Origin of the sequence: Tardibacter chloracetimidivorans (assembly GCF_001890385.1) — a bacterium.
GTDB lineage: Bacteria > Pseudomonadota > Alphaproteobacteria > Sphingomonadales > Sphingomonadaceae > Tardibacter > Tardibacter chloracetimidivorans.
Map to the genome: position 1 here is coordinate 985405 of NZ_CP018221.1, position 20071 is coordinate 1005475.

At 61.9% G+C, this 20071-nt stretch carries 21 protein-coding genes; 10 read left to right on the forward strand and 11 right to left on the reverse strand.

Annotated features, from left to right (window positions below; translation table 11 throughout):
• Positions 1-37: 37 nt before the first annotated feature.
• Together BSL82_RS05040 and BSL82_RS05045 are read left to right on the forward strand one after the other, a co-directional pair.
• Positions 38-538 carry a globin family protein gene (locus BSL82_RS05040; protein ID WP_193408595.1) on the forward strand — a complete coding sequence of 167 codons (501 nt, stop codon included), beginning with the start codon at positions 38-40 and terminating at the stop codon, positions 536-538.
• A complete protein-coding gene (locus tag BSL82_RS05045; protein ID WP_072596310.1) occupies positions 511-1248 on the forward strand; it encodes a uroporphyrinogen-III synthase in 738 nt (245 codons plus the stop codon). Before BSL82_RS05040 ends, BSL82_RS05045 begins: the two co-directional genes overlap by 28 nt.
• Before the next feature lie 31 nt (positions 1249-1279).
• On the opposite strand, the gene BSL82_RS05050 is transcribed toward BSL82_RS05045, so the two are convergent.
• From BSL82_RS05050 to alr, 4 genes are all read right to left on the reverse strand, one after another.
• Positions 1280-1627 (reverse strand): RidA family protein, encoded by a 348-nt coding sequence (locus tag BSL82_RS05050; RefSeq protein ID WP_072596311.1) that lies wholly within the window; start codon positions 1625-1627, stop codon positions 1280-1282.
• 9 nt (positions 1628-1636) lie between these two features.
• Positions 1637-2680: an IS110 family RNA-guided transposase gene (locus BSL82_RS05055; protein ID WP_072595607.1), complete on the reverse strand. Its 1044-nt coding sequence runs from the start codon at positions 2678-2680 to the stop codon at positions 1637-1639.
• 249 nt (positions 2681-2929) lie between these two features.
• The gene (locus BSL82_RS05060; protein WP_072596312.1) at positions 2930-4189 is read right to left on the reverse strand and encodes a D-amino acid dehydrogenase; all 1260 of its coding nucleotides are present in this window, start codon (positions 4187-4189) and stop codon (positions 2930-2932) included.
• Entirely contained in the window at positions 4186-5328 is a 1143-nt protein-coding gene (gene alr / locus BSL82_RS05065; RefSeq protein ID WP_072596313.1) for an alanine racemase, read from the reverse strand. The genes BSL82_RS05060 and alr overlap by 4 nt, the downstream gene beginning before the upstream one ends.
• A 121-nt stretch (positions 5329-5449) precedes the next feature.
• Here alr and BSL82_RS05070 point away from each other — a divergent pair, with 121 nt between their 5' ends.
• Positions 5450-5896, forward strand: coding sequence for an Lrp/AsnC family transcriptional regulator (locus BSL82_RS05070; RefSeq protein ID WP_072596314.1), 447 nt, complete (start codon positions 5450-5452; stop codon positions 5894-5896).
• A gap of 11 nt (positions 5897-5907) precedes the next feature.
• Here the strand turns inward: BSL82_RS05070 and BSL82_RS05075 are convergent, their stop codons facing one another.
• Positions 5908-7524, reverse strand: coding sequence for an FMN-binding glutamate synthase family protein (locus BSL82_RS05075; protein ID WP_072596315.1), 1617 nt, complete (start codon positions 7522-7524; stop codon positions 5908-5910).
• Positions 7521-8315: a pseudouridine synthase gene (locus BSL82_RS05080; RefSeq protein ID WP_072596316.1), complete on the reverse strand. Its 795-nt coding sequence runs from the start codon at positions 8313-8315 to the stop codon at positions 7521-7523. The genes BSL82_RS05075 and BSL82_RS05080 overlap by 4 nt, the downstream gene beginning before the upstream one ends.
• 714 nt (positions 8316-9029) lie before the next feature.
• Here BSL82_RS05080 and BSL82_RS20375 point away from each other — a divergent pair.
• Genes BSL82_RS20375 through BSL82_RS05095 form a run of 3 tightly spaced genes read left to right on the forward strand, consistent with a single transcriptional unit; the run spans position 9030 to position 9981 of the window.
• Positions 9030-9191, forward strand: coding sequence for a hypothetical protein (locus BSL82_RS20375; protein WP_158010700.1), 162 nt, complete (start codon positions 9030-9032; stop codon positions 9189-9191).
• Between the two features lie 22 nt (positions 9192-9213).
• Positions 9214-9777, forward strand: coding sequence for a hypothetical protein (locus tag BSL82_RS05090; protein WP_072596318.1), 564 nt, complete (start codon positions 9214-9216; stop codon positions 9775-9777).
• A gap of 3 nt (positions 9778-9780) precedes the next feature.
• On the forward strand, positions 9781-9981 hold the full coding sequence (locus BSL82_RS05095) for a hypothetical protein (protein ID WP_226998627.1): 201 nt from the start codon (positions 9781-9783) through the stop codon (positions 9979-9981).
• 212 nt (positions 9982-10193) lie between these two features.
• On the opposite strand, the gene BSL82_RS05100 is transcribed toward BSL82_RS05095, so the two are convergent.
• The 5 genes from BSL82_RS05100 to BSL82_RS05120 form a co-directional block, all read right to left on the reverse strand.
• Positions 10194-11162: a rod shape-determining protein gene (locus BSL82_RS05100; protein ID WP_237267730.1), complete on the reverse strand. Its 969-nt coding sequence runs from the start codon at positions 11160-11162 to the stop codon at positions 10194-10196.
• Between the two features lie 260 nt (positions 11163-11422).
• Positions 11423-12223 (reverse strand): Glu/Leu/Phe/Val family dehydrogenase, encoded by an 801-nt coding sequence (locus BSL82_RS05105; protein WP_226998628.1) that lies wholly within the window; start codon positions 12221-12223, stop codon positions 11423-11425.
• 119 nt (positions 12224-12342) lie between these two features.
• Complete coding sequence (gene rnk, locus BSL82_RS05110) at positions 12343-12768, reverse strand: nucleoside diphosphate kinase regulator (protein ID WP_072598603.1); 426 nt, start codon at positions 12766-12768, stop codon at positions 12343-12345.
• 388 nt (positions 12769-13156) lie between these two features.
• The gene (locus BSL82_RS05115) at positions 13157-13570 is read right to left on the reverse strand and encodes a hypothetical protein (protein WP_158010701.1); all 414 of its coding nucleotides are present in this window, start codon (positions 13568-13570) and stop codon (positions 13157-13159) included.
• 136 nt (positions 13571-13706) lie between these two features.
• A complete protein-coding gene (locus BSL82_RS05120; protein ID WP_083579057.1) occupies positions 13707-14684 on the reverse strand; it encodes a universal stress protein in 978 nt (325 codons plus the stop codon).
• A gap of 405 nt (positions 14685-15089) precedes the next feature.
• On the opposite strand from BSL82_RS05120, the gene BSL82_RS05125 reads away from it, so the two are divergent.
• From BSL82_RS05125 to BSL82_RS05140, 4 genes are read left to right on the forward strand one after another with little or no spacing between them, the layout of a single operon-like run.
• A complete protein-coding gene (locus BSL82_RS05125; RefSeq protein ID WP_072596321.1) occupies positions 15090-16886 on the forward strand; it encodes an assimilatory sulfite reductase (NADPH) flavoprotein subunit in 1797 nt (598 codons plus the stop codon).
• Positions 16887-16897: 11 nt separating this feature from the next.
• Positions 16898-18616, forward strand: a complete 1719-nt coding sequence (locus BSL82_RS05130; RefSeq protein ID WP_072596322.1) for an NADPH-dependent assimilatory sulfite reductase hemoprotein subunit — start codon at positions 16898-16900, stop codon at positions 18614-18616.
• Positions 18609-19781: a cystathionine gamma-synthase gene (gene metB, locus BSL82_RS05135; RefSeq protein ID WP_072596323.1), complete on the forward strand. Its 1173-nt coding sequence runs from the start codon at positions 18609-18611 to the stop codon at positions 19779-19781. The genes BSL82_RS05130 and metB overlap by 8 nt, the downstream gene beginning before the upstream one ends.
• 37 nt (positions 19782-19818) lie before the next feature.
• Positions 19819-20064, forward strand: coding sequence for a hypothetical protein (locus tag BSL82_RS05140; protein WP_072596324.1), 246 nt, complete (start codon positions 19819-19821; stop codon positions 20062-20064).
• Positions 20065-20071: the final 7 nt, after the last annotated feature.

Here is a 20071-nt window from a genome sequence, read left to right on the forward strand (position 1 = left end):
CCGGTGCTTTCAGTGCCGCGTCCGTGAGGAGCATATCGTGAAGCCATTTGATGACGCTACCGTCGCGACTATTGCGAACTCTGCGGATCTTGTAACCGCCGCAGCCGACGAGATCTCACTTGGTATTTATAACCAACTCAAGAGAAGGTCGACCAAGGCCGGCGACGACGAGGAATCTGGCCTCGACACCCAATGCGTCGCGAGCATCGCGACCTTTGTTCGCGACGTCGCGAGCAATATCGGCGCACCCGATGCCAGGGAACGCTTTTCGGATCAGCTTGGAAGCTTCCAGATGCATCGTTCGGGTTATGCGGTCGCCGGAGACGTGCTGAAGCCGGTCTTCCAGGATGTGCTTGGTGCCGATGCGACAGACCGCCTTTGCGCTGCCTGGGGCGATGTCTATTGGGGCATGCCAGCCCGCTCAGCCAAGCCGCTTGACCGGCTGCCGACATCGTGCGGGGCCTGGCCCCGCACGATTGTCTTGGCCTGTTGCAGTGCCGGGAGACCGCCATGCCTTCGCCGCACTTTCTCTGGGTGACCCGATCCTCGCCCTATGCTTTCCTAACCGGCCATCATTTGCGCGCAGCCGGGCACGAGCCCTTGATCGCGCCGGTCCTCACCATCCACCGCGTTTCTCATGAGCCCCTTACCAAACCGCCGGACGCGCTGGTCTTCACCAGCACGCACGGCGTCGCCCATCATCTGTTCGACCCGGAAATGGCTGAAGTGCCGGTCTATGCCGTTGGCCAGCGGACCGCGCGGACGGCACGGGATGCAGGCTATCGCAACGTAGCCTCTGCCGACGGTAACGTCGGCGATCTCTACGACCTCATTATCGCCCGTGCGGCGCGGGGATCGTCCATTGTGCATCTTGGCGCGGCGGAGCCTGCGGGCAACCTTGCGCGCGATCTTGTCGGCCAAGGATTTTCCGCGCGGCATGTCGCCGTTTACGAAAGCCTGGACGTCCCAAGCAGCACGCTCCGGCCGGCACTCGCCGCACTGCCCTGGATCGACGGTGTCCTGGTACATTCACCAAAAGCCGGGCGGCGTTTGGCCCGCTTTCTCATGGAATGCGGAGATCTTTGGCACGGTACCGCCTTTTGCATCTCCCACGCGGCGGCGGAGCCGATCAGCGCGGTGACCAGGGCGCCGGTGCTGGTGGCACAATTTCCCACGGAAAATGCCTTGATTGCCCTGGTCGGCGAGAGCGGTAAGCACGCCCCGTCAACTGCCACGGCGCGCGCCTGATAGATGCGCGCGCCGTCCTTGCGGCGTGTGATCACCGTAGGGCGGCGGTCACCAGGATCTCGATTTTATAATCGGGGCTTGCGAGCTTCACCTCGCCCGTCGCGCGGGCCGGAGCTTTAACGTCCGTCAGCCACTTTTCCCAAATCTCGTTCATTACGGGAAAATCGGCCATGTCCGAGAGCCAGATCGTCGCCTGAAGCAAATGCGCGCGATCCGATCCGGCCTCTTGCAGCAGCGTGTCGATCGCATTTAGCACTGCCTCGGTTTGTACGGCAACGTCTTCCCCCGGAGCTGCAATCTGGCCGGAAAGATAGACGACGCCGGCGTGGATCGTCGCTGGGCTCATGCGGGGACCGGGATTCATATGGCGGATGGTCATGGCAATCTCCTATGATGATTGTCCAGCGGGGATGAGATCTTCCCGGCGCTGGAACTGAGTGAAGTCATTGAACACCCATCCGTTTTTGAGGGTGTCATAGATGATCGTCAGCAGCTTGCGGGCAGTGGCGATAATGGCCTTGCCGAAGCCGCGGCGCTCTCGGATGCGATTGTGATAGCCCTTGAGATAGGGCGAGTAGCGGATGGCACTGAGCGTGCATTGCACCAGCGTGGTCCGCGCGAGGCGGTTGCCTTGTTTCGTGATGCGGCCGCGATGATCGGTTTCGTTCGACTGTCTGACGCGCGGCACGATGCCGAAGTAGGCGGCGAGCTTGTCGGCGCTGGCAAAGTCATGGACGTTGCCGATGGCGGTGAGCAGCACTGCGGCCGAGCGCGGCCCCACGCCCTTGATGCTGGTCAGCCCTTCGTAGCCGTCAAAGGTCGCGGCAACGCCTTCGATCTCGCGGTCGAGATGGGCAAGGCTGGCGCTCAGCGACAGCGCCTGCTCGCGCAGCACCTCGATCTCGATTACTTCGCAGCGGGAGAAGAGGTCCAGGTCGATGGCGGCGAGCCCTCGCTTCGATCCGAGGCTTTCCTTTTTGAGCTTCAGCCCCTTGCGCACATGCAGCGCGTGGATCTTGTTGAGCAGCCGCGTGCGCTGCTTGACCAGAACGTCGCGCGTATGGGTGAGCGAGGCCAGCTCGCTCTGGTCCTGCGTCCTGGCCCGCGTCTCGGGCAGCATGTCCTTGGACAGGAACAGTGCAAGCGCCGCAGCGTCGTTGCGGTCGGTCTTCTTCACCGACTTCCTGATCACCTTGAACTGCGATGGATTGACCACCACCACCCGCCCGACGCAGGGCAGCACCTGATCGCGGAACCAGGCGCTGTTGCCGGTCGCCTCGATCGCCACCTCGTCGTCGGCGTCGAGGCTCAGGCAGAATCGCTCCATGTCGGCGGCCGACAACGTGAGCGTCTCGAAGCTCTGAGCCCCGTCCGGCTCGCGCCGGCACACCGTGATGCTGTTCTGATGAAGATCGACACCGATAAAGGACATGGCTATTCTCCGCTCGTTGGGTGAGGCGGAACCCTCAATGGGTGTGAACGGCCCGGCCAAACTCCTATCCGAGGTCACCGGATGCTTCCGGGCCTCAAGCTGGTCGTTCGGCGGCAGGCGGCGGGTAAGCTCCTTCACAGGGTCAAAAGCCCTAAAATGCCAATCCAGCCTGCAACCTATCCGCCTCACCCAATGCTCTAGCATCGGGCGCCAAGACCGCTCACCGCTCATTCATGCCAGCTCCTTTATTCAGGACCGAAGATATCGAGTGAGGGCGAGGTCGCCCGCTTCAATGGCGGGCGGTTCGCCACTGATGAGGCTGTTCAGCAGGTGGCCCGAACCGCACGCCATGGTCCATCCAAGCGTCCCATGACCGATGTTGAGATATAGGTTCGGGATTTCGGTTGGGCCGACGATTGGCGGTCCATCCGGGGTCATCGGGCGAAAGCCCGACCAGAAGGACATTCCGCTGGCACGCGCTGCATCAGGAAACAGGTCGGATAGACAATGGACCAGCGTTGCACGGCGACGCTCAGGCAGATCAGTTGAAAAACCCGATATTTCCGCCATCCCGCCTACGCGAATGCGATCGCCTAGGCGGGTTATCGCAATCTTGCATGTTTCATCGAGCAGCGTGGACACGGGCGCCCGCGAGGGATCGGCGATTTGCGCCGTGAGCGAATAGCCCTTGACGGGATAGACCGGGATGTCGATCCCTAGTGGCCGGAGCAGGGCCGGACCGTGCGCAGCGAGCGCGACGACATAGCGATCTGCCGTGACCATCCCCTTATCGGTTTGAACCCGCGCGATCTGCCCGCGCTCCACATGGATCTTCTCGATGCGGTTATTATAGCGGAATTCCACGCCCTTGCCGGCGAGATACGCTGCCAGCTGCCTCGTAAACAAATGGCAATCGCCTGTTTCGTCGCCGGGCAGTTGCAACCCCCCGATGAAGCGGTCGCGCGACGCCTCAAGGCCAGGCTCAAACGCGATGCAGCCATCCTGGTCCAGGCGTTGATAGGAAACGCCATAATGTTCGAGGACCGCGATGTCCTTCGCACTTGCGCCGGCTTGCGCGGCGGTTCGAAAGAGCTGCAAAGTACCCAGGCTGCGATGATCATATGCGATCGCGAGTGTCTGGCGCAGTTCGACGAGCTGATCCCGGCTGAACTCGGCGAGCCGTACCATGCGAGTCTTGTTAAGAGCATAGCTGGTGGCGTTGCAGTTGCGCAGCATAGCGTAGAGCCATCCTGCCATGGCCATGTCCAAGCGCGGCCTTATGATGAGCGGAGCGTGGCGCATCATCAACCATCGCATCGCCTTCAAAGGGATGCCCGGCGCGGCCCAAGGCGAAGCATAGCCGGGCGAGATCTCGCCAGCGTTGGCGAAGCTGGTCTCAAGCGCAGCACCCGGCTGGCGGTCGATAACCACCACCTCATGGCCCGCGCGATGCAGATAATAGGCTGTCGTTACGCCGATGACGCCTGCCCCAAGCACGGCAACCTTCATGACCATGCTCCCGCACTCTGGCGTTCCGAACGATGGTTCTGAACGTAGAGACGCTCGTGCCGACGACCGAGCCCTGTGAGGATCTCGTAGGGGATCGTTCCTACCGCGTCCGCCATGGCCTCCAGTGGTTGGTTCGGGCCGATCAGCTCGACGAATCCTCCTTCGCGTAGGAGGCCGTCCGGCAGACCCGAAATGTCGATGGCAAGACTGTCCATCGAGATGCGGCCGACAAGCGGAAGGCGGTGCTTTTGATACCAGGCAGCGCCGCTCTGTGCGAACCTTCGCGAGATGCCGTCGGCATATCCGATGCCGACGGTCGCGATCCGCATGGGACAGCGCGCAACATGGTCGAAGCCGTAGCCTATCCCCGTGCCGACTTCGATGTCGCGGATTTGGATGACGCGGGCGTCGAGGCGCACGACCGATCGCAGTTCGCCCGGCTGTGCCAATGTTGGCGCCACCCCGTATAGGGCGATGCCACACCGTGCGATGTCCAGGTGGAAGTCCGGTGTCAGGAAAGCAGCACCGCTGTTCGCGATGGAGGCCGGGATCCCCGGGAACAGGCGGTTGATCTCCTCGAAACGCGCGCGTTGCATCCGGTTTTCCTCGCGGCATGGATCATCCGCACAGGCAAGATGGGTAAGGATCAGCCGGAGATCGATATTGTCGCCGATCGCGGTCGCGCTTAGCGCTTGGGCGTCGTCGAGGGTCAGTCCGAGCCGCGACATCCCGCTGTCCACCTGCAGTGCGGCCGGGAGGCGCCGGCCCTGAGCGATCGCAAGGGCTCGCCAGCGCTCAATTTGTGCCATTGAATTGAGGGCGGGCACAAAGCCATGCTCGGCACAGACAGGCTCGCAATCAGGATCCAGGCCGTTGAGGATGACGATCTCGCATGTCGGATCGACAACCGACATCAGGTCGAGTGCCTCCGCCAGATGCGCCGTGAAAAACAGCCTGCAGCCTGCAGCCTGCAGCGCCTCAACGACTGGCACCGCTCCCAAACCATAAGCGTTGGCTTTCACGACCGCGCCGCACGCCGCAGGCGCCAGCTTGCGGGACAGGGAAGCATAATTTCCGCTCAATGCGTCGAGATCGACGATTAACCGACTAGCCGTGGCCGGACAGATGCTGCGTACCAATTTGCCTTCCTCTCGAAGAAAGCATAACGCTGATCTTGATCACTTAATGGTCGTATTGTGCTCGAATTGGCGAAATGCACCGCCTCATCGACATAATTCGTCGTAGAATGGTGAAAACGTGATGGCCGGTATCGATGATTATGATCGCAAGATCCTGACACAGCTGCGGCTCAATGCCCGTGTCACCAACCAGGTGCTCGGAGAGGCGGTCGGCTTGTCGCCATCGGCCTGCTTGCGTCGCGTGCGCAACCTCGAACAAAGCGGCGCCATCCGTGGATACACCATCTTGCTCGGAGGCTCGCTGCCCGAAGAGGGGACAACGGCCATGGTCCAAGTCACGCTGGCGCAGCAAACGCAGGATTGTCTCAACCGTTTCGAGGCGGCGGTGCGCGGGCATCCGGAGATCCGCGAATGGTATTTAATGACAGGCGAAGGAGACTATTTCCTGCGAATCCAAATTGCAGGTATCGACGATTACGAACGGTTCCATCGGGAAGTGCTGTCCCTATTGCCGGGTGTGATCCGGATCACCAGCAGTTTTGCGATGCGAAGTGGGCGGCGCGGATAGGCCGCGGCGGTTCAGAGTGTGAGTGCGGGAGGGGCATCGAAATTGTCGGCGCGCGCGAACCGCCAGTTCTGCGCGTAAAATCCGTCGTTCAGGCCAGGAGCGAGCAGAGCACCTTTTTCCAGAAAGACGTGGAGCTGAGCGAACTGCTGCACCTTGGTGGTGCTGACGCGGCGCACCAGATGGTGCGGCCCTAACTCGGAAGGGTGTCGCAGACCGGCGGCGGCCAGGATTTCCGCAAGGGCCCGCAAGGAATTGGCGTGGAAGTGCTGCACACGCATGGCCTTGTCGCCGACGACAAGACCGCGCTGGCGGCGTTCACTCTGTGTCGCGACCCCGGTCGGGCAGCGGTTGGTATTGCAGGACAGCGATTGCACGCATCCGAGCGCGAACATGAAGCCGCGCGCGCTGTTCACCCAGTCCGCGCCGATGGCGAGCACGCTTGCGATATCGAAGGCGCTGATGATCTTGCCCGCCGCGCCGATCCTGATCCGATCGCGGATGCCCGCACCCGTCAGCACATTGTGGACGAACAACAGGCCCTCGCGCATGGGGACGCCGATATGGTTCGAGAATTCCGACGGCGCGGCGCCGGTGCCGCCCTCGGCGCCATCGACGACGATGAAATCGGGGAAGATCCCTGTTTCCAACATCGCCTTCACCATCCCCATGAACTCCCAGGGATGGCCGATGCAGAGCTTGAACCCCACGGGCTTGCCACCCGAGAGCGACCGCAGCTCCGCGATAAACATCATCATCTCCAGAGGTGTCGAAAAGGCGGAATGGCGCGCCGGAGAAATACAATCCTGCCCCGCGCTGACATGGCGCGTCGCAGCGATCTCAGGGGTGACCTTGGCCGCCGGGAGAATACCGCGATGGCCAGGCTTCGCGCCCTGACTGAGCTTGAGCTCGATCATGCGGACCTGCTCCGAGGCGGCCTGCGCTGCAAAACTCTCAGGGTCGAAGCGGCCGAGCGCATCGCGGCAGCCGAAATAGCCGCTCCCGATCTCCCACACCAGATCACCTCCCGCTTCGCGATGATAGGAGCTGATGCTGCCTTCGCCGGTATCATGATAGAAGCCGCCTAGCTTCGCGCCCCGGTTGAGGGCGCGGATCGCATTGGCCGACAACGAGCCGAAACTCATCGCCGAGATGTTCAGGATCGACGCGCTGTAAGGTTCTGCGCACTGACCGCCGCCAATGACAATCCGGAAATCTCTGGGATCGGGGACGTCGACCGACCTGGTCGAGTGGCTGATGAACTCATAGCCATCCTGATAGACGTCAAGCAGCGTGCCGAATGGCTGATCGTCCTGCTCAACCTTGGCACGCCGATAGACGAGAGATCGCTGTGCCCTCGAGAAGGGAACCGCCTCTTCATCCGCCTCGAAAAGATATTGACGCAGCGCGGGCCGTACGGCCTCCACCAGCCAGCGGATATGCGCGATGATCGGATAGTTGCGCCGCAAGCTATGTTTGGGCTGCCGCCAGTCCCAGGCGCCCAGGGCAACCAGCAGTGATGCGACAAGGGCAAGGCTCCACAAGCCATGATTATGCGGCACGAGCGCGAAGGCGGTCAGCGCGATGACGGCGCACAGCGCCCAGGCGGCGACGCGACCGACCTCTCTCATGCCGCTGGCCCGGAAGAAGGTTCGATCGACCGCAATGCTGAAGCGCCGTCGAACAGGGCAATCCCGCCCTTCGGTAAGTCGCCGAGCGGAAGGCCCGCAAACGCCACGCGCACCAGGCGCATGACGCTCAGCCCTTTAGCAGCGAGGATCCGGCGAATCTGACGGTTACGGCCCTCGGTGAGGACGATCTCCAGCCAGCAGCTGCGCGGTCCGCGACGCAGGAGACGCACGGACGCGGTGGTCAATATATCCGCGCCATCCTCGACCGGATGCGCGATGGCGAGGACATCGTCCAATTCGAGCGCACGGTCGACTTTGACATGATAGCACTTCCTCACGCCGTTCAGAGGATTGAGGAGGCGCTCGGACCAAAGGGTATCGTTGGTCATGAGCAGCAGCCCCTCGCTTGCCCGATCCAGGCGTCCGACGGGGAACAGGAACGGCAGGTCTTCGGGCATGCAGTCATATACGGTGGGGCGGCCGCTCGGATCGCGATAGGTGGTGACATACCCGCGTGGCTTATTGAGTTTCAGATAAATTTTCGGCTCGTCGCGCAGCCGCTCGCCATCGACGACGATCCGCGCAGTCTTCAGATCTACGCGTTGCCGCATCGATCGTGCAACGCGACCATCGACCATAACGCGGCCTGACTCGATCAGCGCTGTGGCTTCAGTTCGTGAACAAAAACCAAGCTTCGACAGAGCGCGTGGAAGGCTGGCGACATCGGCCGATGGTCGAGCCCGCCCTCGTTTTACGGGAGAGGCACCCGTATTGGATCTGGGAAACGACATGGGAGCCTATCAACGTAGCGGAGCCGCATGCGCTGGCATGCAGCTCCGGCGGTACAAGGAGCCGTGCAAACGCGGCTTAATGGAGTGTGCGATTTGCTGGGTCGCCCGCTTCCAACAGTTTCCGGGCGAACTCCCCGACGCTGTGGGCTAGGCTCTTCGCGCGGCGGAACGTCTGCTTCTCGAGCGCGCGAAATTTAGGTTCTGACGCATGAAACTTATAGCCTCCGCGACAGCGGATCGCGATGCCTACAACGCGGCGATTGGCTTCCACCACAAAAGAGTCCGACATTCTGACCTCCGGTCTATGCCGTCGGCTGCAGGTCGGTTGAGCGGAACGAGCAGTCGGCGGCTTACATCAAGTGACAGGAGTGGCCCCGGTCGTGCCAGCGAAGGGCAGGCGCCGGCCGGGGCTCAGGAGCCCGCGACGATGCTGCCGGCTTGAAGCTCGCGAGAGCGTCGGAAAGAAAAACTGCTCATAACAAGAAGATCGGTATTCCAGCAGGGTTAGTCAAGGTCAGGGCGATGGATTGACATCGACCCCATTTAGTCCATCTTGAGTGGTGATATGTCTAATGTCGTGTCCATTGGGCGCTTGACGCACCACGCAGGCCGCCAGCTCCGAGGCTAGCCTCCCCGAGCCCATTACAGGGCTCGGGGTCATCACCCTTCCCATAGGTCGATGGAGGCGGCGGCGAACGCCGCCGGGAGCATGACATGAATAAGAATCGAAAAGACGTGGCGTCCGCGAAGGACGAGGCGCGTACCGGTACGACGCAGACTGCGGACGCGAGGGTCGTTGTGCCCTTCGCGTCCCAGCGCAAGTCAGCCCCGCCTATCCCGGACGAGGAGGACCCTGACCCGCCGGCAGCGGCGTGAAGCGCTGGCTTGGGTCCATCCGATGGAGAAGAAATTGTCGAGTAATACCGCGTGTCAGGCTGACCTTTTGGTCGACTTGATAGACCGGGCTGCGCGGCGTGCGGATGATGTGCTGCGCCTGCCCTCCGGCATCCTGATCGCGAAGCGCGTTGAGGATGATGGCTTGAGCCGGATCGAAAGACTGGAGTTATCGCCGCAGGCCGATGACCAGTTGCTTGCACTTGCCTTCCGCCGAGCAGGTCGGCTTGACGGAACGGACCTGCGGGAAGACTTGATCCAGGTCTTTGAGTCCGGACTTTCGAGCTTTACGGTTGAAGCCCATCGCCGCGCTGTCATGGCGGATCTACCGGGTTCCGGATTGCCCCTGGCTGCCGCGGCCCGGGCCGTCGACGCGTTGATCGAAGCCGAAAATCTGTCCTGCATACGTGACCGATCCGCATTCTTCCGCGCCTATGCAGACCTCTATGCCGATTTGTGGTGCGATCCACGAATAGGGGCTCCGATTTCGGTGCGGCGTATCATGGTAACAATGGTCACACGGCTCCATGAATTGGCCTGCGGGGGGGCATCGCTGGAGGGCAGATGAGCCATGCCCGATATCCGGACACCGTTTCTCTGGTGGCCCTTCACCCTTGATGAAATCCTAGGATGGGTGGTCATCTTGGTCGTCGTCATGCTCTACGCAGTGACGTTCGCGCTCACCCGGCCTGCCAAGCGGCGCTGGTGGACGACGGCCGTAGTCACTCTTGCGCTTATGGCGGGACTGATCTGGATCAGTCCTCGTGCATAGCCGAGGCGGTGGCTTCTGGATCCCTTTTCAGGTGCGGCGAGGCAGCTGCCCGCAACACGAGAGAATTTGGTCTGGGCAACCGACGGGCGCCCAGATCCTCCAACGGTTCGGCGGTGCCTGACCTTATCCGAAGGATCTAGCGGCGGCTCAGCGTCCGCGTCCTGGTGCCGACGGGGTTACAGCCGCTCGATCAGTCGCACCGGATCAGCAATTCAGCCTGCCAGCAATGCCTGGAGGCCCCGCGCGACACAGTAGCGGGAATCGTCGGCGACCATGACATCAAGCCCGGTTGCCTTGGCCAACATCGTCGAAAGCAATGGAAATGGCGCACTGCCGCCGGTCAGAATGATACCGCGCTCCAATATGTCGTGACTGAGCTCAGGTGGCGTCTCGTTCAACGTATCGACCACCGCTTCGACGATCATAGTAAAATGCTTCACCAGGACATCGTCGAAGGCTTGCCGCGGCAAGGTCAGGACGGTTGGCAATCCCGCCTCAATACAGCGGCCGCGAACCTGCATGTCGCAGTCCGCACCAGATCCTGTCACGGATTCGTCCGCGAGTTCGAGTTTGAGTCTCTCGGCCGATTGCTCTCCGATCAAGAACTTATGGCGCAAATGCAGGAAATCGGTGATGGCCTGGTCAAGGCTGGCGCCACCGACCCGCACCGTCCGGCTGACGCACACACCGCCTAAGGAGATGACCACCACCTCGGTCGTGCCCGCCCCGCACTCGACCAGCATGCATCCCGTTGCCTCCATGATGGGGAGCCCTGCACCGATCGCCGCGACCACGGGTTCGCTGACGAGTTGAACAACCCCAAGGTTCGCGTCACGCGCAGCGGTCATAAATGCGCGCCGTTCGGCCTGCGTAGCATCGGCCGGGACGCCAATGAGCGTTGATTTGGCCGATATACGCCCGCGTACGCCAACACATTCACCAGCATAGCGTAGCAGGGCCCGCGCCGCAGCGAGATCCTGCAGAACTCCACGACGGAGGGGCCGTCCGATCCGCAGCTTTGGCGGCGTACGGTCTGCCATCGGCAACGCCTTGGCGCCCGCTGCGACCAATGCACCGTTATAGTCATCGGCGTCAAAGCAGCAGATCGACGGCTCGTCGAACAGAATACCGCGCTCGGATGAAATGACGCGCAGATTCGCTGTGCCGACGTCAAATGCCAAGCGTGGCGCGCTTCTCCAAGAAAAAGAGCTTATCATTCCCCGTGCCTAGCCCACTCCGGTTATATTGTCTGCTTTGGTCAGCAGGAAGTCGCGCGGCAGCTGCGCATGCATCGCGAACGCTGCCGCGCAAAATCGAAAAACGCAGTTGCGCCGATACGCCACCCGATACTCAGAGCCTCAGTTCATGTGTGGCGAATGCGGACGGCGGTAGCGGCCACTTTGAACGGATCCCATGGAAGCAACCGCCGGGAGGCGGCGTATCAGGACGTAAAGAACTGCTGTGTTCCATGCGCTTCAGTTGCCTCGGCAAGCCGCTGCAAGGCATGGACATAGGCTGCGCTGCGCATGCTGATGCCGCGAGACGCCGAGAGCGCCCAAATGGCCCGCCCTTCGGCTTCCATACCGGCCTTCAGGCGATCGTGGATTTCTGAAACGGTCCAGTAATAGCCTTGGCGATTTTGCACCCATTCAAAATAGGAAACGGTGACCGCGACCGCATTTGCCAGAATATCCGGCAGGACGATGACATTGTTGGCCGACAGGATGTCATCGGCCTCTGGGGTCAACGGGCCGTAGGCAAGCTCAAGGACCACTTTTGCACGCACATCACCGGCATTGTCGCGGTGGATGAGATTCTCCAGCGCCGCAGGGACCAGGATTTCGCAGTCAACGCCGACGATCGTATGGGGATCGAGCGCGGTGATGCCGTTAGTTCCGGCGAGACCCTGCAGACCGCTGGTCCGTTTCGCTTCCAACAGCGCTTCGATATCGAGACCGTCGGAGGCGCCGACCGCCGCTCGCGAGTCGGAGACGGCGATGACCTTGTAGCCGGCCGCCCTCAGCAGACGCGCCATGTGGCTGCCGGCATTGCCAAAGCCCTGAATGGCGACGCGCGAGCCCGGTCCCACCCCGAGTTCAGTCTCCAGATGCCGCAGTAAATAGAAGCCCCCGCGCGCCGTCGCAGGGTCGCGGCCAAGCGACCCACCGAGCGCGATCGGCTTGCAGGTGATCACGGCCGGGGTGACCTTGCCGACGATCGTGGCATATTCATCGGCGGCCATCCAGCCCATGATCATCGAATTGGTATAGACGTCGGGTGCCGGAATATCGCGATCCGTACCGACAATGCCGGCAAAGGCCTAGGCCTGCTCGAGCATCGAAGACATCATGGCTGCGTCCCTCACGTCGTGGGTGCTGGCGACAGGCCATTTTGGGTGACCTTGACGATGGTCAGCTTGCGCTCATTGCCTTCGCGATCGGGCCAGACAATCGACTGGCCTTCGCGCAGGCCGATGAGACCCGCGCCTATCGGCGTGAGAATGGAAATGCGGCCCGCCGAGATATCTGCCTCGCGCGGATACACGAGTTGTACAATCCGCGTCGTCCCGCTTGCGGCATCGCTAAACTCAACCGTCGAGAGCATCGCGACCACATCGCGAGGCAGGCGGTCGGCCGTGTGAATGGTCGCGCGCGCGATCTCGCCGATAAGGAGTTCGCTGACCTGGGGGAGTCGTTCTTCGACGCTATCGGCAAGATTGGTAAGTGAGTCCGCTTCACTATCGATCAAATGGATGGACGGCCTGCGGGCCGCGCTTGTGGTCTTCATGGTGCTGGCTTTCTCGGAATCGATGAACGCGCAGCCGCCTGGCCGCACGCATTGTGGGATCGAGAGTGCGCCCCGAGCTCGGGGCGTGCCGCACCGGAACCCGGGGCTATTTGCCCGCGAGAAGTTGGCCCGCATGGTGGCGGAAGCGCAATAGAGCAATCCGTAGGTGCATCGTCGGATGATGTCGCCTTCCCCATCCGAAGTCAATGCAGGCGGTTGCCACGGAGGGCCTAACGCGCCGAACGACGAAACTTTCCTTTACAATTCATGGTGTTCGCGCTCGTCCTTAGCCGCTCGATCCTGGAGGAAAATGCGTCCTAGTACCAAAGCGCAGGCGAACAATAGGACGCAGAGAGTCGAACTATCGATCATCCGTCCCTCTCCTGTTTCAAGCTGGGCGCGACCCCATGCCCAAGGTGGCGCGAGCGACACGCAGCATGTCGCGATAAAGCCTCGTACCGCTTTGCCGATGGGCTTCGCGTTCCGGAAATGCTTCGCGCAAAATTCGTTTAGCGACCGATTTGACCTCGCGGGCATTGGGGCGCCTGGCTTCGCCGATGCACGCGATGAGCACCGGATATCTCTGACGAAGCGAGCTGGTCGCCATGATCTTCTCCTCTCTGACCAGGTTTGGATTTTTTTGTCGACGTGCCGATCGATCCCGCCCGAGTGTTCCCGGTACTGGCGCGGCGCGACCCACGAAAATCAGAGCGATAGCGGCAACGCCGGCGAAAACGATGGCGGTCCGCACCAGCTCGCGGTTCTGGAAACTTTTTGGGAAGAGCAGGAGCAGCACGATCACGACGGCTGCTCCGACACTGCCGATAACCAGACCAAGAGACCCAAGGAGGATGCTCAACATAAGCATCGCTCCGCTCCCGTATCAAAACGCGGAATCCGGCTCGCCATTTTCTCCTCCCTTCGAGCAGAACGGCAACTTATATGTATATATCGTAGTACGATATTAATTCAAGTCGCTGCCGGACCTTTTGGACCGTGGATTCAACACACGACCGTATCGATCGAATGCGGGTGGTATAGCCGAAAAGTGCGCGGCTTGCGGCCGTTTGCAGATGTCTGACAGTCCAGACGACACGCTCTTTCAGTGCGACAGGAACAATGCGGGGTCGGAACTGGCTCTCCAGCAGATATTGCGTCGTGCCACCAAAGATGAATCGCTGGAGTCGCGGGTGACCAAACGCGCCGGCGACCAGGATATTCGTGTCCATTTTCCTGGCGGCATTGAGAATCGCCGGGCTGGCGTCGCCATGCGTGTGCACCACATCTGTTGAAGCACGGATGCCATGATCGTCAAGATATTGGACCGCGCGCGCACCATCGCACGGCCGCGCCATCGCATGGGGGACCGTCAGGAGAACGACGCGATCAGCCTTTTGGAGCAGCGGGACCGCCCGCCGGAGAGCCCGAGACGCTTCGCGTCCGCCGTCCCATGCGACCGCAATTGTTCCCCCGACTTCCGGTGGTCTGTCGGCCAGGAATGCCGGCCGGCGTTCGTCGAGCGAAATCTGCTGGAATGCGCTGGCAAAGAAGCCGTGACCGCCCGCGGCCGATCGTTCCCAGACAACGACATCGGCCAAGCGGGTGGCGGTCCGTAGCCCGAGCCAGCCGTCCGTGGTCACCGCCTCGAACAGGCTCTTGGAATAATCCAGCGCTTCCAGAAATTCGCGCCACCGCGCGCGCCCACGCTCGGTCTCCTCCTGGATCGCGGCCACCGCAACATCGGTCACACCGAACCCGCCTTCGTTCGCCCAATTGAAGAGACTGTGTGCCGATGGCGAAGCGAACACCACGGAGATGGTCGCATCAAACGGGGCGGCGAGCGCCTTTGCGACTGACAGCGGCTGTGCATCGCTGGTGGCCCCAAGAACAGGCACGAGAATGTTGGTCCAGACCATCATCGGCTCCTTCGATCATGCGCCATCCCGATGCCCGGCTCGACGGAGCCCGCTGGACCGCGCGTAAGATGCAAAAGCATCTCGCCGTCATAGTGATCTAAATTTGTCTGCGAACAAGCGAATGCTATTGCCGCTTAACCGCAACTTATTTGGTGTTTTGTGTATCGTATCGGCGAGGCGTTGGGGATGCTCGGTACGGTAAGCATGCGCCTCCTCCCTCAGACGGAGCGCTCATTACAGCAATATGTTTGCGCTAAAATACCAATAATAGTCATTTGCCTTATACATCGTCGCCGCTCACAATGTCTTTCCTGAGCGAAAGACGCTTCAACGACGGCGCCTTGGAACGATCCGCCCGATCACACCGACGCCAGGAAAGGAAGCTGGACGCCGAGGAACGAACGCATGTCTGCATCTGAGCTTTCAGGGAACCCCCTGACCCTGGAACAATGGCGACAGGTCGAAGGACTAACCCGGTCACTCGAACCGATGCAGGTGCGCTGGCTCAGCGGCTATTTCGCCGGGCTCGACGCCGGTTTGCGGATGCCGCAACCGCAGCCGGCGTCGTTTGCCGCAGCGCGTACGCTCACCATTCTCTACGGCACCGAAACCGGCAACGCCGCAGAGCTGGCGCAAATGCTCGCGGCTGCCGTCACGGACAAGGGGCTGACCTGCACCCTCCACGACATGGCCGACTATAAAGTGCGCCAGCTCGGCCAGGAGCAGGATCTGCTGATCATCGTCAGTACCTATGGCGAAGGCGACCCACCACAACCGGCGACGGGCTTCTTCGAATTTGCCGAGGGCCGCAAGGCACCTACACTCGAGGGCGTCCGGTTCGCCGTCCTGGCCCTCGGCGATTCAACCTATGAATATTACTGCCAGGCCGGGAAGCGCCTCGATCAGCGCTTCGAGGAACTCGGTGGTGAGCGCCTTGCAGCCCGTGTCGATTGCGATGTTGACTATGAAGAACCCGCTAAGGCCTGGATCGCGGCGACCGTGGACATGCTCGTAGCGGAAGTCGCCGCCAATCGCGCACCGAGTGTCCCGCGGTTCGCCGCAGCCGCCGGCGCGCCGGCGGCTGCCTATGACAAGCGCACCCCCTTTCCGGCTGCGATCATCGAGAACATCGCGATCGTCGGCCGGGGTTCCACCAAAGAAACCCGTCACATCGAATTCTCGCTGGCAGGCTCGGGGCTCACCTATGAGCCCGGCGACGCGCTCGGTATCGCGACCCCCAACGATCCCGCTGTCGTCGCCGAACTGCTGGAGGCTCTCGGGCTCGCACCCGAGGCCGATCTCGAGATCAAAGGCAACCACTGCACCCTCGGCGAGGCTTTGACCCATCGCTTCGAGATCACGGCAGCGACGCCGCGCTTCCTCGACTATTGGACGCTCGTCAGCGATGTCGCGCTGATCAAACAATTGCACGAAGAAGACCGCGTCGGCGAGCGCTCGGTGTTCCTGCGCACCCATCACATCATCGACATTGTCCGCCGCTTTCCCGTGCGGGACATTATGCCGCAAGGCTTCGTCTCAGCACTTCGGCCGCTCCAACCCCGGCTTTATTCGCTGGCGTCGAGCCTCAGTGCCGCGCCCGAGGAAGCGCATCTCACGGTCGCGCCCTTGCGGTACACCCTCCACGGTGCTTCGCGCAGCGGGGTCGCCTCCGGTCTCCTTGCAGACCGCGCGGATGTCGACACCGTGCTGCCTGTCTATATCCAGAGCAACCAGCATTTCCGATTGCCCCTAACCGATGCGCCAATCCTGATGATCGGCGCCGGAACCGGGGTCGCGCCCTACCGGGCGTTCCTGCAGGATCGCGAGGCCAAGGCCATTTCCGGCAAGAGTTGGTTGTTCTTCGGCGAGCGGAACTTTCGCACCGATTTTCTTTATCAGAGCGAATGGCAGGACTGGCTCAAGGACGGGAGGCTCAGCCGCATGGACGTCGCTTTCTCGCGCGACCGCGTCGACAAAGTGTATGTCCAGCACAGGATGAAAGCGCAAAGCCGCGACCTCTTCGCCTGGTTGGAAGAGGGTGCCCATGTTTACGTCTGCGGCGATGCCGCCAATCTCGCACCGGACGTCCACGAAGCCCTGATAAATATCGTGGCACATGAAGCGCATACCGGACGCGAGGCAGCGGAGGACTATATCCGCTTCCTCCAGGCCGACCATCGCTACCAGCGCGATGTCTATTGAAGAGGCCTGAAATGACTGATGCGACGGCCATCGACCGCACGCGCGACCTGTCGCAGCCACTCGAACGGCTTGGTCCGGACGAGAGCATGAAGGACCGCAGCAACTATCTGCGCGGTACCATCACGGACGGGCTGCTCGACCAGATCACCGGCGCCGTTCCCTCGGCCGATGACGTGAAGCTGATGAAGTTTCACGGCATCTACCAGCAGGACGATCGCGACCTGCGCGACGAACGCCGGCGCCAGAAACTCGAGCCTGCCTTTCAGTTCATGATCCGGGTTCGACTGCCGGGCGGCGTCTGCACGCCCGCGCAATGGCTGAAGCTCGACGAGCTCGCCCGCTCGTACGGCGGCGAAACCCTGCGCATCACCACCCGCCAGACCTTTCAGTTCCATTGGGTCCTGAAAGACAGCCTGCGGCCCATCATCCAAGCATTGCACGAGACGCTGCTCGACACCATCGCGGCGTGCGGCGACGACAGCCGCGGCGTGATGTGCACGGTCGATCCGCAAAGCTCGCGCTTCCATGCTGAGGTCGCTACCCTGGCAAAGCGCGTCAGCGACCATGTCATTCCCAAGACCCGGGCCTATCACGAGATCTGGTATGGCAACGAGCGGGTCGCGACGTCAGAGCCTGAAGAGCCGTTCTACGGCCGCACTTATCTGCCCCGGAAGTTCAAGATCGGCTTCGCGTTGCCACCGTCCAACGACATCGATGTCTATGCCCAGGATCTCGGGTTCATCGCGATTGCGGGCAAAGAAGGGCTGGCCGGGTTCAACGTGGCGATTGGCGGCGGCATGGGCCGCACCGACCAAGCGCCCGAGACCTATCCGCGGCTCGCCAGCCTGATCGGATTCGTGCCCGCCGACCGCGTCATCGCCTGTGCCGATGCGGTCATGTCCGTCCAGCGTGACTATGGCGACCGCAAGGATCGCCAGCGCGCGCGCTTCAAATATACGATCGACGACAAGGGCCTCGACTGGGTCAAGGCCGAGATCGAGCAGCGCATGGGCGTCCCGTTCAAAAGCGCGCGCCCGTTCGAGCTCACATCGAACGGCGACAGCTATGGCTGGAACATAACCCCTGACGGTCGCCACCATCGCACACTCATCATCGAGAACGGACGCCTCAATCTCAAGCTGCTCGATGCGCTCCGGGATATCGCCCGCGTCCATCGCGGGACGTTCCGGCTGACAGCCAACCAGAACCTCATCGTCGCCGGCGTACAGGCAGAGGATCGGGCGGCGATCGACGCCATCCTGGCCGAGCATTTTCCGGAGATCGATAACTTTTCGATCCTGCGGCGCAATGCGATCGCCTGTGTTGCCCTGCCGACCTGCGGTCTCGCGATGGCGGAAAGCGAGCGCTATCTGCCATCGCTGCTCGACAAGATCGAGACGATCCTCGCCGAGAACGGCCTTTCGGACGAGCCAATCACCATCCGCATGAGTGGCTGCCCGAATGGCTGCTCGCGGCCCTATATCGCCGAGATTGGGCTGACAGGGCGGGCGCCCGGCAAGTATAATCTCTATCTAGGCGGTGGTTTCCATGGCGAGCGACTGAACCGCATGGTCCGGGAGAATGTCGGGGAAGCCACGATCCTCGAGGTGCTGGCCGAACTCCTCGCCCGCTATGCCCGCGAGCGGCAGCCCGGCGAGCACTTTGGAGATTTCACCATTCGCGCCGGCATCGTCTGCGAAGTAATCGAAGGGCGTTTTTTCAATGACTGAACCCATAGACAGCCTTCCGCGCCCGCAGACCATCACCGCCGCCTATGGCGTGGTCAGCGATACCGCATTCGGCGCCGTGGCGCCGCCGCTCTACCTCTCGAGCACCTTCGAGTTCGCTGGCTATGACGAACCGCGCATCTATGATTATGGTCGCGCCGGAAACCCGAACCGGGAATTGCTTGGCGATGCCCTCGCCAAGCTCGAAGGCGGCGCCGGCGCCGTCGTCACGTCGAGCGGCATGTCCGCGCTCGATCTCCTGGTCGGACGGCACCGGCCGGACGATCTGATCCTCGCACCGCATGATTGCTATGGCGGCACCATGCGGCTCCTCAAGGCGCGCGCGGATCTCGGTCATTGCAGCGTACGGTTCGTCGACCAATCCAACAAGGGCGCGTTCGAGGCCGCGCTCGAGGAAGTGCCCGCGCTCGTCCTGATCGAGTCCCCAAGCAATCCCTTAATGCGCGTCGTCGATATCGCCGACCTCGCGCGCGAGGCGCGAGCAGCCGGCGCGGCGATCGCCGTCGACAATACGTTTCTGTCCCCCGCCATCCAGCGCCCAATCGAACTCGGTGCGGACTATGTGATCCATTCCACCACCAAATATCTCAATGGTCATTCGGACGTGATCGGCGGGGCGGTCGTGGCGGCGGACCCCGCGCAGGTCGAGCAATTGCGGTATTGGGCGAATGTTGTCGGGAGCGCCGGCGCTCCGTTCGATGCCTGGCTTACATTGCGCGGCCTGCGCACGCTCTTCCCGCGCATGGAGCAGCAGCAGATCAACGCCATGATTGTTGCGAACTTCCTCGAGAAGCATCCCGCCGTGGCAAAGGTTCACTATCCAGGTCTGGCCTCGCATCCGGGACATGCCATTGCCTCTCGGCAGCAGCGCGGTTTTGGCGCGATGTTGAGCTTCGAGTTGCACGGCGGCGTTCCCGCCGTTCGCCACTTCATTAGCGCGGTACAGTTCTTCACGCTCGCGGAATCGCTCGGCGGCGTCGAAAGTCTCGTCGCCCATCCAGCGACGATGACCCACGCGGACATGGGGGAGGAGGCGCGCGCGACGGCCGGGATCAGCGATAGCCTGTTGCGACTTTCGGTAGGTCTGGAGGCCGAACAGGATCTGGTCGCGGGCCTTGAGGCGGGCCTTGCGGCCTGCAGCGGCTGATGGCCGCCAGTTGCACGAAAAGGAAGGAGCAGCAACGATGTCCGGATATGTATTTCTAGTCGATTTCTTCGCCGTCATCCTCGTGGTCACCGGCTTTTCGATGGCGTTTCGCCAGTCGTTCGTCCGACGCCTTATCGGTCGACCCCCACCACCAGCCCCAACGATCGTCGCGGCGAACAGCGATGAGGAGCCGATCACCTACATCCTGCGCATCGCCGGCGTCATGGTGATGGTTTTCGGCATCGCGATTGGGGGCATGGTGACCCTGTTCAGCCTTGCCTAGCGATAGC